At 48.0% G+C, this 14292-nt stretch carries 8 protein-coding genes; 2 read left to right on the plus strand and 6 right to left on the minus strand.

Annotation, left to right across the window (positions count from 1 at the left end):
- Positions 1-95 precede the first annotated feature (95 nt).
- Positions 96-626, plus strand: a complete 531-nt coding sequence (locus QUB04_RS22190) for an adenylate kinase (protein ID WP_333287659.1) — start codon at positions 96-98, stop codon at positions 624-626.
- 426 nt (positions 627-1052) lie between these two features.
- On the opposite strand, the gene QUB04_RS22195 is transcribed toward QUB04_RS22190, so the two are convergent.
- From QUB04_RS22195 to QUB04_RS22220, 6 genes are all read right to left on the minus strand, one after another.
- Positions 1053-2042: a transposase gene (locus QUB04_RS22195; RefSeq protein WP_333287739.1), complete on the minus strand. Its 990-nt coding sequence runs from the start codon at positions 2040-2042 to the stop codon at positions 1053-1055.
- Between the two features lie 219 nt (positions 2043-2261).
- The gene (locus tag QUB04_RS22200; RefSeq protein ID WP_333287661.1) at positions 2262-2849 is read right to left on the minus strand and encodes a hypothetical protein; all 588 of its coding nucleotides are present in this window, start codon (positions 2847-2849) and stop codon (positions 2262-2264) included.
- Positions 2842-4035: an AAA family ATPase gene (locus QUB04_RS22205; RefSeq protein WP_333287663.1), complete on the minus strand. Its 1194-nt coding sequence runs from the start codon at positions 4033-4035 to the stop codon at positions 2842-2844. The genes QUB04_RS22200 and QUB04_RS22205 overlap by 8 nt, the downstream gene beginning before the upstream one ends.
- Before the next feature lie 182 nt (positions 4036-4217).
- Complete coding sequence (locus QUB04_RS22210) at positions 4218-5390, minus strand: RNA-guided endonuclease TnpB family protein (protein WP_333287665.1); 1173 nt, start codon at positions 5388-5390, stop codon at positions 4218-4220.
- A gap of 148 nt (positions 5391-5538) precedes the next feature.
- On the minus strand, positions 5539-6453 hold the full coding sequence (murQ, locus tag QUB04_RS22215) for an N-acetylmuramic acid 6-phosphate etherase (protein WP_333287667.1): 915 nt from the start codon (positions 6451-6453) through the stop codon (positions 5539-5541).
- Positions 6454-6709: 256 nt separating this feature from the next.
- Positions 6710-7084, minus strand: coding sequence for a DUF3110 domain-containing protein (locus QUB04_RS22220; RefSeq protein ID WP_333143602.1), 375 nt, complete (start codon positions 7082-7084; stop codon positions 6710-6712).
- 524 nt (positions 7085-7608) lie between these two features.
- On the opposite strand from QUB04_RS22220, the gene QUB04_RS22225 reads away from it, so the two are divergent.
- On the plus strand, positions 7609-14271 hold the full coding sequence (locus QUB04_RS22225; RefSeq protein ID WP_333287669.1) for a translocation/assembly module TamB domain-containing protein: 6663 nt from the start codon (positions 7609-7611) through the stop codon (positions 14269-14271).
- The last annotated feature ends 21 nt before the right edge of the window (positions 14272-14292 follow it).

The following is a 14292-nucleotide window of genomic DNA, read 5'->3' on the forward strand; positions in this document are numbered from 1 at the left end:
CAGATTCTCGAAGCTGACGCACCCTACTACTTCAGTTGTTATAGCAATTCTCCAAAATCTTGCTACAAACTGCATGATTACTAAGAGGGATAACTATGAAAAAAGTAGCCGTGTTTGGCAACGCTGGAGGCGGTAAATCAACTCTCAGCAAGAGATTATCAGAAATCACTGGTTTGCCACTTTACCCCTTGGATAAGATTCAATATCAATCTGGGGGCGCTGAGGTTCCAAATGAAGAATATAAGCGTATCCATGAGAAAATTTTGGCTACTGACCGATGGATTATAGACGGGTTTGGTTGTATGGAAACCGTCTGGATTCGACTCAACGAGGCGGATAGTCTGGTTTTTGTCGATCTGCCACTATACGTGCATTTCTGGTGGGTGACTAAACGGCTAATCACAGGTAGCTTTAGGCTACCAGAAGGCTGGCCGGAAAAGAGCCCCATCTTGAAGAGTTCAATTAATAGTTACCGCGTTCTTTGGTTGTGTCACAAGTATTTGACTCCCAGATATCGCGAGTATGTCGATCGCGCCCAAAATACCAAAAGTGTTTATCACATCAGATCCACTGAAGAGATTTCACAATTTTTTGCATCTATATTGCAAATGACTAATGACTGTTGACTGATGACTGTTGACTGTAGAAGGAGGGGTCAAAAAAATGAAAATTGCGCGAATTATTTGTTGGCCGCAGGATTCGACTTTACGCCCGAGGATGAAGCGCGGATTTGATATCAATTCCGGCCTCCGGGCCGGAATTGATATCAGAGGTTGATTTGAGCAGGCTTCCGGTAGCGAAGTAACTCACAACAGACCTCAAGTATGGTTATCAACTTTTCTACAGCATAGACTTGATTGTTGCTAAAACAAGATGCTCAAAATCTTCTGCTTGAGTACAGATTTGCTTGACTTGTAACCATTTTTGCGTAATATGTGGAGCATGAAAACTGTACTCCCTTTTTGTTTTCTTGATGCGTAGAGCCTTGGGGAGTTGCTCTAGTCTCGACTCTAGCGATCGATCGCACTCGCCGTTAGCCAGCAATGGGTAAACTACCCCACGGCTAGAAGCCGGGGGCTTTCTGTAGCCCTGATATGGTCTGCAAGATTGCAAGACAATACCGAACCTCTGGGGTTGTTTACGGAACCCCCAACGAGTTCAATTACCTTTGAACCATTTTCATCAGCATCGCAATGATTGTCACAATGCCCACACTTAAACGCTTTGCCACTCCGATAAGACTTGCCTTTGGCCGGATGAATGTGCAAGCACTTGTGGCAAGTTTGAGAAGTGTATGCCGGATTGACGGCAACCAATTCAACCCCTAACTTGACGCTCTTATAGCTTAAGAACAATCGCAGTTGGAAAAATGCCCAACTGTTAGAGCGCCTGCGTTCAGTCTTGTTTCTCGGTTGCTGATTGGTGCGTTCTCTGATACCTGTCAAATCTTCAATCGCAATGATGGCATTGTGTTGAAGTGCCGACAGCACAATCAATTTGCTGATGTTATGGTTCAGCCAAGTCTGATAACGTCGCTCTGTGCCCGACAGCCGTTGCAAAATCTGTCTCGCTCGTCTGCGAGTAGATCTTGTGCCTTTCGAGGCTTTTTGTTGGAGCGATGCTCTGACTCTGACAAATTTGTCTCTGATATCCGTTATCTGCTGTCCATCCCACTTATCCCCAATGGAGGTAACTGCAATATCTCTGCGACCCATATCTACGCCAATCACTCGTTTGGATGGCATGGGATCTGGGGCTTCAGACTTAATCTGGATGTTGACGTAGTAGCTTCCATCTTGGCGCTTACACAGGGTCGCACTGCTAGGAGAAGTTCCCTTAAGCAGTCCAAGCTGATAGTTGCCAATAGCGAGTTTGAATCGCTCCCGTCCACCTACCAACGTCAGGCTAACTGTCCAATCCTTCTCTCTAAATGCAAAGATCCGAGCATCATAGTCAACGCTAGTTGGTTTGAATGCTCGGACAGGCTTGCCGTTTTGTTTGGCGGTTTTACGGTTGCTACAGACACGGGCAATTGCCCGAATCGCACTGCGTTAGCAGACAGCTCAAATTGCTCCCTCACCTGCTCATAAACCAAGCCTTGAATGCGAGGTTTATTTGTCAGTTTAGGATCGACAGTTTGATTGATATAGGTGCAAGCATCAGAAAACGCCTGAAGCGTTTCCTCCAATTTAGGGGCCACTTCAGGAGAGACTTCAATCTTGCAAGCTACTGTCAATACTTGTTTCATGCCGCCAATTCTATCACATATGACAAAGATAGTTCAAGGCGGTTAAAACCGCAGCAGCGTTCCTCCCCATGTCTGAAGCCAGGGGCTTCCCGCCCGTTCTTCGGTGAGATGAATCCAGAACAGCAGCAGCTAACCAAGTACCTGAAGACTGGGCAGGTAGACAAAATAATGTTCGATCGCCGGGTGTTACCTGTCCCAACCAGCTTTTAATCACTACACCTAGGAAGTTTACTGTATCAGATACTGGCGGGCAGGGCTGCATGCAGGGGAGACTTCCCCAGTTACTATCTTGGGCGATGGCTGCTAACGCTCCGCCGCAGTCACCATATTGCTTGCTCGCCACATCAACATCCAAATGGATGATGATTAAATCAAAGCCCACCAGAGTGGGATCGCTATCTATTGAACCATGATGTCGCTGAGGCGCCGCTTGGCACCATTTGAGTACACCGCACCAACCTGTCCCCATAATGCCTTGAGTAGCTTCTGGTTGCAGTAGAACCATCGTAAAGGGCTTGGCTAGCACGGATTTGAGGGCTGCTTCAATTACCACATAGTCCGTCGGCCCCTCGGCTACTAGGGCAATACGTAAATCAGACATTGGGCACGCCTCCCAGATGTCCCATCAGCCACAGACGAGATAGGGGGTATTGTTGATTGAGGCTTGTCAGTTCGGCGGTTACTTCTAGGCGACGCACGCAAGTTTGTCCATTGCTATTGCGTTCCACGACGAATAGGCGAATTTCAGGATCTGATAAGTCTAGCCCATCTAGGGCGGCGGGGTTGTGCGCTGTAAATAGCAGTTGCCGATCGCGATCGTTGAAGTGTAGCCAACCGGATAGGCGGGAGATGAGTCGCACCAGTAAGCGGGGATTGAGAGCTTGGTCTAGGTTATCGAGCGCCAGCAGATGGGGAGCTTGGGGTAGCAGACAGAGCAGGGCGGTAAAAATCACATAAAGTGCTCCTTCACTGGCATCGTAAGCTGTTAGCTCGTTACGGTTTTGGTTCATGAAGCGATCGGTAAATTTCAGGAGTAGCTTAGTGCGTGGCACTTTGGGCGACAATAGGGTAGCCCCGTGGCTGGTGGCCTGGATATCTGCTACCCAGTCGATCAGTTCTAGCACCTGCTCTAGGATGTCGGTACTCTCTTCTTCCCCATTGTCTAAGTGCTTGCGTAAAGCTGCAAAACCCTCAGCGATTTGTCCGCCACTCAAACCGACGGGCGCACGGGATTGTTGATCGGGTACGATGCCGCGTAGGGTGGGCGTGTTGGGACAATAAATCGCAAACTCTTGGAGGCGCTGCATTAACTGGGCAGCGGGATTGGTTGGTTGTAGCTCTACCAGTTGCAATGCAGCCAGTCCAGCCTTCTCGTTGAGGTTTTTCTTGCTACGAACACCACCCGAAACGATCTCCCTTTCTCCGTCACTGAGGACTTCGGTTTTGTAAGACCAAGCGGGTTCGGGGGAATCGAGGGGATTGAGCAAGGAAACACGATAGATTTCGTTGCTTTCACCTGCCACCTCAATGGCGATGTGAGCGGGGGTGCGTTCGGTAGCAAAGGAGCTTTTGTACAGGCGTGGCAATCCAGCTCGCACGCCACGACGCAATAAGCTTTCATCATCCACGACCCCATTAGCTGCTGCCCCCAAGACACCAAGGGCTTCCAGCAGGTTGCTTTTGCCTACTCCATTGGCTCCGATGAAGCAATTGACTCTACCTAGTTCGATCGTTGTTGAGTATATGGATTTGAAGCCTCGAATATCTACCTTGCGGATTTTGGTCATACCAATCCAAATAACAGATTTTTGATAGCTTTTTTGGTGTTTTTAATCAGGCTTTCAGATTGACTGAGCATATTCAAGTCCTCCAGATAGCGATAGAAATGACAGAGAGGGTCCGAGGGGGAGAAATAAACTTGCTAGATCGTAAAGGGGGTTATTGACACTCACCGTCCTTTCATGAGCGGTTATTCTTCCTTCACAGAACAAGGCCTCACAAAAGCAGTGCCTTTGCTTGGTCTTACTCGTTCTCCAGAAGCTACCGAGGTATGCCCTACCTCTAACATTCGTAAACCTTCATCTCGGATAATTTTAGCGGCATTGATATCTCGGTCGTGCAAAGTTCCGCATTTAGGACATTGCCACAGGCGAATATCCAAGGGCATTTCGCTAGTTCGATGCAAACAGTGATTACAAGTTTTGGAACTAGGGAAAAATCTATCTACTTCTATGTAGATTTTTCCTGACCATTCTGCTTTATATTTCAGCATGGTACAAAATTGTCCCCATCCTAAATCAGCTATTGACTTAGCTAATTTATGATTGCGTACCATGTTTTTCACTGCTAGATTCTCTACCACTATGACTTGATTTTTGTCTACTAATTTACGACTTAGTTTGTGGAGAAAATCTTCTCGACATCTAGTAATTTTCTGGTGTAGTTTGGCTACTCTTTTTCTAGCCTTATTGCGGCTGTTAGAGCCTTTCTGCTTCTTAGCTAATCTCTTTTGGTACTTAGCCAACTTTTTCTCATGCTTGCCGTAGTGCTTAGGATTGCCGTGTTTGGTTCCATCTGAGGTAATAGCAAAATGAGTAATACCTAAATCAATGCCTACCGCTTTACCTTCCTTAGACAGTTCTGGATTATCCTTTCCTTCATCAAACAAACAACTAGCATAGAATTCACCACCTTGAGTCATTGAAACCGTGACCGATTTAAATTCACCTTCGGGAATTCTGGATACTTTGCAGTAAACTTTTCCCAGTTTAGGCAATGTTAAATAGTCACCGCTTAATTTCATCTTTTGAGGAAATCTAATTGACTGCCTTTGATGCTTTTTCTTGAAATTGGGATACTTCGCCCTCTTTTCAAAGAAATTGAGAAAAGCACTCGACAAATTATCGGCTACTTGTTGCAGAACTTGGGAAGGTAGCTCTGTTAACCATTCATGCTCTTTCTTGAGTTGTGGGAGCAGTTTGATTATTTCATTTCTGCTTAATCCCTTCCCAGTCTTTTTGTAAGTTTCGGTTGTTAAGTTAAGGCTGTAGTTGTAGAACCAACGGCAACAACCCAAAGACTTAACCAGTAAGTCTCTTTGCTCGGTTGTTGGGTAGATTCTATACTTAAACGCCTTGAACATTGCACTTGCCAAACTATACTTACTATGGTAAACAAAAATCAGGCAAATGTAAAGCCGTCCTAAAAGGACGGGGTTTCAACCCTCCGCTACGCTCCGCCCAAATTTCTGATAACCAGGATTTAGATGACTCACACCTAAAATCTCAAATCTAACATTTTACTGAGGCTACAGCCGATCGCAAATTCCCTTGAAACTCCCCCAAAATGCGATCGCACTCTTCCTTCTCCAAATTAGTCCAGTGCATCATCAAAGCTAATTTTACAGACTTGCCACTTTTTTCGAGCAAAAAACCCGCTTCATCCCGGTTCAAATCAGTCAAATCTTGCAACATCCGCACAGCCCGATCGCGCAATTTCTTATTAGTTACTGCCACATCAACCATCCGATTGCCGTAAACCTTCCCCAGCTTCACCATTACCCCAGTCGAAATGATATTTAAAGCCATTTTTGTTACTGTACCGGCTTTCAAGCGCGTCGATCCCGCCACTACCTCCGGGCCAACCAACAACCGAATATCAACATCAGCCTCAAAATTCACTTGTTCGACGGGTACGCAGGCCATAAACACAGTTTTCGCCCCCCGCTGGCGTGCCGCCTGCAAAGCGCCCGCCACAAAAGGCGTCGTACCTCCAGCCGTAATGCCGACAACCACATCTAAGTTGGTAATGTGACGGTGGGCGATCGCCTCAGCCCCATCCTCAGCCCGATCCTCCAAATCCTCCGAACTCCGCACCAAAGCCCCCGCACCCCCGGCAATTATTCCCTGTACGAGTTCTGGCGGCGTGCAGAAGGTGGGGGGACACTCGGCCGCATCGAGCACCCCCAAGCGCCCGGAAGTACCCGCACCGACGTAAAACAGGCGGCCTCCTTGACGTAGAGACTCGGCTGCAATGTCGATCGCTTGGGCTAACTGTTCGCGGGCGCGGGCGATCGCGCTTAAGGTTTGGGCGTCTTCCCGGTTGAACAAGTCCACTAATTCGATCGAACTGAGTTGGTCTAAATTCTCGCTGTTGGCATTCACCTGTTCCGTCAGCAGATGCCCTCTTTCTTCTAAATTTTTCATGTTTTTTGATTAGTCATTAGTCATTGGTCATTAGTCATTAGTCATTAGTCATTAGTCATTAGTCATTAGGTGTACAAAATAGGGTACGCATTGCCTGCCCGCTGGTGAGCTTGGTGAAGTCGTGACTCAAAGGCTCGAAATTTCCGGTTCTGGCGATCGGCTAAATCTACTTCCGAGAGAGAGGCAATTACCCATTACCCATTACCCCTTACCAATAACTGCTGACTAATGACTAATGACTAATGACTAATGACTATTACAAAAGTCCTTCGAGTCGGCGGCGAATAGAATCCAGTTCGTTTTGGGAAACGTCAGAATCCGGCTCCGACTCCGGCTCCTGCTCCGGCTGCCACTGAGTCTGTGTTACATTGTCTTCTGGCGGGATCGCCAGCGCCCCCGCCGGCACCAGTTCCCAATCATAATCAACACTATCGCAGAACTCCTTAATTTCCTCATCGTCGATCGCCTCGACAGCGGGTTCGGGAAAATCCTGAGCTTCCAACATCACGCCAAAGCGGGTGGCGTCGTCTTCTGACTCAAACATCAGAACTTTATTGCGATCGCCGAGTTGAATGGTATGAATTCCCTCATTCTCGGTGCGGGCATTGAAGAGTAAGACGAACACTCGCATAAGTTTTAAAGACCTTCTTAACCACCGTTTTTTTATCTTAGGAGCGATCGTGCGATTTTAGATTTTAGATTTTAGATTTTAGATTGACTGTCGGTTTGAGGTGGTGTTGCGTGTTTTGATTAAGTTCGGTAAAGGTTTCTGGAGTCTACCCTGGAGGGGGACGTGTTTAGATTTTAGATTTTAGATTTTAGATTTTAGATTGACCACCGAGCCTGCAATAGCGGGATCGAGAGGATTTAGGGGAGTTGGAGGACTTGGTATTAGGTGGTGTTGCGTGTTTTGATTAAGTTTAGTAAAGGTTATTGGACTCTGCCCCGGAGTGGGACGTGAATCTTGAAATTCGATCCTCTGCGTTGGCGTAGCCCCCGTAGGGGCGGGCAACGCTTACGCCCGATCGGCACTTCCGATCTCACTTGTGAGTCTACCAAAGGCAGAAGCCACGCTGGCGGATCGCAGAAATTATACCTGTCTAAAATCGGCTGATTCCCTTAATTCCTGAATTCTCTGATTTCTGAGAAACACCCATGACTAACTCGGACGATAACAAAAATCAACTCGCACCCCGTCCCCACCGCCGCTGGTGGCGTCTGCTGCTGCTTAGCGGTACAGGATTGGGCATTATCGCCTTGGTTGGGGCGGCGCTAGGATACCAGTGGGTGCGGGAAAAGTTAGCTCCTTTGGTGGAAACGGAAGTCAGTCAGTTGCTGAAGCGGCCTGTGCAACTCGGACGTTTGGAGGGATTTTCTCTGACAAGTTTGCGATTTGGCCGATCGACTTTACCTGCAACTCCTACCGATCCCGATTACGTTTCTACAGAAGCAGTTAAAGTGCAGTTTTCGGTTTTGCAACTGCTGTTCACCCGCACTCTCAAATTAGATATTACCTTAGTTAAACCCAACGCTTATATCGAACAGGATGCTAAAGGCCGCTGGGTTAATCTTCCCACAGCAGAGCGGAAATCTCCGGGTTTATTTAAAACTGAAGTTGAAGCAATTAGAGCTGAAAATGCCGCCGCAGTTTTGGTGCCTAGTCCCGCAGTCGGACAGAAAACTTCGGCTCCTATTTCTGTCAATTTGAAAAATGGCAGTGCTCTATTTCGCGACCAAAATCAGCGCGTTCTCTACGAAGTAAACGGTCAGTTTACTAACAGCGATAATTTTATACTTAAAGCTGACTCTATGTTACCTGCAGCTCAAACTAACCTGCAGTTGCAAGGTCAAAATTTGCCTTTGCCCGACCTCGCTCGCTTGCTAAGACTTTCCAGCATTTCTTTACAAAAAGGTCTTGCTAATGGCAATTTGACCGTGCAAGTGCGAGAGAATAAAGTATCGGGAATTACCGGAACGGCTAGTTTTGGAGGAGTGCAAGCGAGTATTGCTCCACTGAAACAAATCATACAAAATAGCAGCGGTCAGTTGCGGTTTCAGGGAACTAATTTTATTGTCGATAGTCTGGCGGCTAATTACGGTCTAATTCCGCTGAGAATAGCAGGAACAGTTGCAACTGGAACTAATTTTAATTTGGAGAACGCTAGCTTCAATCTGACAACTAGCGTGCAACCAGTGGCTTTTGCAAGTGTTGTCAGTGCGGTGGAGACAGAGTTAGGAAAGAAAGTAGTATTGCCCGTTGCTTTTGCAGGGGAGGTGAAGGCGGATGCCAAGCTAACTGGAACCGTTGATCTGCCGGTGCTCACAGGTACGATCGCCTCGACAAAACCCGCTACAGTCGATCGACTGCAATTAAACAATATTAGCACTAATTTCAAATTGGAACGCGGGAGAATGGCTCAAACCCCAACTCCCAATTCTCAATCTTCTATTCGCCCTTTTTCCTCTTTAGCTTTGACTTTGAGCGATATTTTGGTAGTGCCGGCGGCGGGGGGTAAAATTGGTGGCAAAGGTCAAGTTGATATTGCTTTAAAAAGTAAGAATTCGCCATCTGGTTTGGTGTTTGACTTGCAAGCTGAAAACTTGCCCGCAGATAATGTCGCCCAAATTTACGCTCTTCCAATTCCTGCTACTGTTAACATTGGCAGTGTCTCCGCAAAAGCTCAAGTTTTCGGCCCGTTAGATAACATTCAAGCTAGAGTTCAATGGCAAGCACCGCAAGGGACTTTCCCCGCAGCGGGCGAAATTCGAGCCGGAGGAAATTCGGCGGATTTGCAAAATACGGTTGTGAAAATAGGTGACGCTTCTGTTAACGTGGATGCTGCGCTAAAAGACCGTCAATGGCAAGCTATGATCGAGGGCGATCGCGTAGCCCTGAACAGTTTGCAGCAAGCCATGCCAGACCTTAATTTGCCTCCTGAACTAGCGGGTTTGTTCAGCGGAACCGTCGAAGCAGCAGGAACTCTGGACGATTTGAGTTTAAATGCGATCGCTGCGACGGGCCAAGGAACGCTGAATATTGCTGACAGTATTGTTGATGTTAATGGCGAACTAGAATCGGGTCGTTGGCAAGTTTTTGGCAACACAGAAAAAGTAGCTGTCAATCAATTGATTGATATTGGCTTGCCGTTTTTAACACGGGAAACGACCGCAAATCTAGACAATCTAAAATCCAAAATCGAAAATCTAAAATCGTTAGGCGGACAGCTAGCAGGTGAATTTCAAGTTGCGGGAAAGGTTGACGATTTGACTGCGGGCGGAATCAATGTTACTGGCAACGGTAGGCTCAATTTTGCCGACAGCAATGTGAATTTAAACGGAGAATTGGTAGGGGGAAACTGGCAAGCAACAGCAGAAACCGATCGCACTTCCATCAGCCGCTTGGTAGATTTGACACTGCCGATTTTAGATGTGGCTTCAGCATTCAATCCCGAAAATCCGCAATCTGCCAATCTCAACAATCTAAAATCCAAAATCCAAAATCTAAAATCGATTGACGGACTACTATCGAGTCAATTTACAGCATCGGGAAGTCTTGACAATTTGACAGCTAGCAGCATCAATGCCAGCGGCAGCGGCAGACTCAATCTTGCTGGCAGCAATGTTAATTTAAAAGGAGAATTGGTAGCCGGAAACTGGCAGGGAACAGCAGAAACCGATCGCACTTCCATCAAGCGCTTAGGAGATTTAGGATTGCCCCTGTTAGATGTTGGCTTAGCTTTCGCTGCTGACAATCCCCAAACAGTCGCCAATATCAACAATCTAAAATCCAAAATCCAAAATCTCCAATCGCTTGACGGACAAATATCCAATCAAATTCAAGCCAGCGGCAGTCTTGATAATTCAACCGCCGCTGACATAGGCGTCAGCAGCAGCGGCAAACTCAATATAGGGGACGGTACTCTTGCTTTTAGAGGTAAATTAGAAGACAGACGCTGGCAAGCTTTCGCCGATGCCGATCGAGTTATTCTCAGTCGCTTAGAACAAACAATCCGCAATACCCAACTGTTGACCCTGACGGCGACTTTGCCTAAAGGATTTGACGGCAGAGTTAACGGCGAATTCCAAGCAGCGGGTAGTTTGGATAACTTGACAGCGAAGGGAATTAGTGGTAGCACAGAAGGAGTGATTGTGGTCGATCGACTCGGGGCGATCGATACTACAGCAAAATTAGAAAACGGCAACTTGCAAGCATTGCTGGAAACCAACGGAATTGCCGTCAGTAATTTAGAACAAACCCTCAAACAAACAGGTTGGCTGACAGCGGATTTACCGCCAGAAATTAACGGAACCCTCGACGGCCAAGTCCGCATTTTGGGAACAGTAGACAATCTAACCGCCAACGGCATCACCGCCAACGGCGACGGACAAATTCGACTTGCCAACGGCGGAGGAATTGTCAATGCTAAAGGCAGCGCCGCATCGGGGAATTGGCGCGCGTCAATCGAGGGCGAGCAAATTGCTCTAAGTCGCTTCCAGCAAGCCTTTGAGTCGCAGCGACAAAGCTTGCAAACCGGAGGTGTCGTCTCCAGTACCCCAAATCTCCCCCAGCTTGCAGGATTGTTTAACGGCAATATCAATTTATCCGGCCCGATTGGGGCGGGCACGGGGGCACCGCCCCTACAAAATGTTCGCGCCGGCGGCAGTTTCCGCATCTCGGAATTGCCGTTTTTGAAACAACCTTTTGAGGCAGTATTTAATTGGGACGGCAAACGGGTGGAAATTGAGAACGCCACAACTCCCGGTTTGACAGCAAACGGCTTTGTTAACGTCGAACTCGCAGGTAAAGGAGGGCCCTCAATTTCCAACTTAGATTTGGATGTCAAACTCGCCAACTTTAACCTGGAAGCCTTACCGACTGAACAATTAGCATTTTTGAGACCAATTGGTCTCAAAAATCCTTCAGAGAATAATCTTCCCCTGCGTGGCAATGTCGATTTTACCGGCAGCCTCACCGGCACCCTCGCCGCCCTCAGCTTAGTGGGCGACGTGGAAGTGCGGGATTTAGCAGTAAATCAAGTCGCTTTTGACCCGGTACTGGCGGGGAGTGTGAATGCGGATGCTGGGAAAAGTGTAGATTTGCGTTTGGCCGGTCGCCAAGACAAAATTGAAGTCGCTTTAAATCCATCTTTTCTGCCGACATCTTTCTTAATTCAACGCGGGGAATCTGTGGCTAGTGGCCAAACCGAGGGAGAAACTTTGCGAGTTAATTTAAGCGATTTTCCCCTGGCTGCTTTGAATCTATCACCGGGGAAAGAGGCAGGTTTGGGGCCGATTACCGGTACGGTTTCGGGACAAGTAAATGTGCCTGGTTGGAAGATGCCGTTAAATCCGGCGACTTTGCAAGCAAGCGGACAAATTGCGATCGCCCAACCGACGATCGGCTACATTAAAGGTGACAGTTTCCAAGGCGAATTCAGCTACGCTAACGGCAGCGCCACTCTCACAAATGGCATATTCCGCCAAGGCAGCGGTCAATACTTAATTTCCGGCAATGTTCAAACAGGGCCAAACCCGCAATTTGCTGGGAAAGTTAACGTCCAGCAAGGCAATTTGCAGCAGGTTTTAACCGCTTTGCAATATTTCAATTTAGGGGACTTGGCTAGAGGCGTAAAACCTCCCGTTTACGGTGACAGCGGCGACGTGCAAACTGTAGCAGTTGGAGAACCAGAAGCCGCGCTAATCGAACAGTTGCGCCGTTTGGCAGAAATTGAAACAATTTTGCAGCAGCAGCAGGCAGTGGAAGCATCAGAAACATTGCCTCCCTTATCCCAATTGCAGGGCACTTTTGGGGCGGAAATTGCTGTCGCCGGTTCTTTGCAAACGGGTGTGCAAGCTCAATTTAACGTGAAAGGTGATAACTGGCAGTGGGGAGAATATGTTGCTGAAACGTTCAGCCTTGAAGGCAGTTTTCAGGACGGGATTTTAACTGTTTTGCCTTTGGAAATTCGATCGGGCAAAAGTGCGATCGGCTTTTCGGGACAACTCGGACAAAAAGCTCAATCCGGGCAGTTGCGGGTAGAAAATGTGCCCGTGGAAGAGTTAGCAAAACTGGTGGAATTGCCTTTTGTGGATGTCACAGGAAATTTGAATTTGCGGGCGAATTTGGCCGGCAGTTTGGAAAATCCGCAAGCCACCGGAGAATTGAGTTTGGTTGAGGGTACGCTAAACGGAGAACCGATTAAACAAGCCGACGGCAGTTTCAGTTATAGCAATGCCCGCCTGAATTTTGGCGGCAGCGCTTTGATAACTCAAACAGAACCGATTGAGGTAGCCGGAAGTTTGCCTTTTGAGTTGCCGTTTGCAGCGGTGAAGGCCGACAGCGATCAAATCGATTTGAGGGCGAATTTGCAAAATGAAGGTTTAGCAATTATTAATGTATTGACTCCGCAAGTTGAGTGGGTCAGCGGTCAGGGACAGGTGCAAATTCGCGTGGGAGGGACGCTGCAAGACCCTGTAGCGCAAGGAATTGCGAATTTTGAAAATGCAACCGTCCGCGCGCAAGCCTTCCCAGAACCGCTGACAGGGCTGACTGGGACGGTGCGCTTTGAGGGCGATCGTATTCGGGTAGAGGGAATTCGGGGAGAGTTGAGTCAGGGACAAGTCGTAGCCCAGGGCGTGATTCCGCTGTCTGTGCCTTTTGCGGAGGGCGATGTCGATGTGGCTAATCCTTTGGCTGTAAATTTAGACAAGTTGGCAGTGAACCTCAGAGGATTGTACAGCGGCGGCGTAGTCGGTCAAGTGCAGGCAAGGGGCACGGCTAGGCGTCCGCAGTTGAGCGGTAATATTGAACTGTACAACGGTGAAGTATTTCTCCGAAGTCCCGGCGGCGGCAGAACTGAGTTAGCTTCTTCCTCTTCTGCTTCTGATTCTGATTCGACATCTTCCCCTTCCCCTGCGACTGAGGTTTCTGATTCCCCTTCTGCAGCGACTTCCCCTTCTCCTTCCTTTGAAGTGGGATTGAACGATTTGCGGCTGAATTTGGGCCGGGGAATTCGGGTAACGAGTGCGCCGATATTGAGTTTTCAGGCGACTGGGGGCTTGACGGTTAATGGAACTTTAGATGACCTGCGCCCGGAGGGTACGATTCGGTTGACTTCCGGGTCGGTGAATTTGTTTACGACGCAGTTTAGACTCGATCGAGGATACGCGCAGACTGCTACCTTTATACCAACACAAGGACTAGATCCAACGCTGGATGTGAGATTAGCAACTTCGGTGCAGGAAGTAACGCGGTTCCGCACTCCCGGCGCATCTGTAGCCTCTGAAATAGCAGACGAACCGACAACTTTCGGCAGCGTGCGGAGTGTCCGAGTTCAAGCGTTAGTGCAGGGAAGGGCTTCTCAGTTGGCGGAAAGTCTGGAGTTGAGGAGTTCTCCGAGTCGATCGGAAACAGAGATTGTAGCGCTGTTGGGCGGCAGTTTCGTGCAGACTTTGGGACAGGGAGACAGTACGCTGGCGATCGCAAATTTAGCCGGTGCGGGTTTATTGAACAACCTTCAATCTGCAATTACTAACGCCACAGGATTGAGCGAATTTCGCTTATTTCCCACTCGGATTAGAGGTAACGAAGCACAAACAGCTAGTTCCAGTTCTGGTGCGGGTTCTCTCGGTTTAGGTTTAGAAGTTGGGTTTGACATCACGCGCAATATTTCAGCATCAATCATTCGAGTTTTGTCAGCAAATCAACCGACTGAATTTACTGTGCGCTATCGATTGAGCGATAAACTTTTACTCAGAAGTTCCAGTAATTTTCAAGGAGACAATCGCGTCACTGCTGAATATGAATTGAGGTTTTAGTTAGCAAAAAATACAGTCTAC

It is taken from the genome of Microcoleus sp. D2_18a_B4 (genome assembly GCF_036702475.1).
Classification (GTDB): Bacteria; Cyanobacteriota; Cyanobacteriia; order Cyanobacteriales; family Microcoleaceae; genus Microcoleus.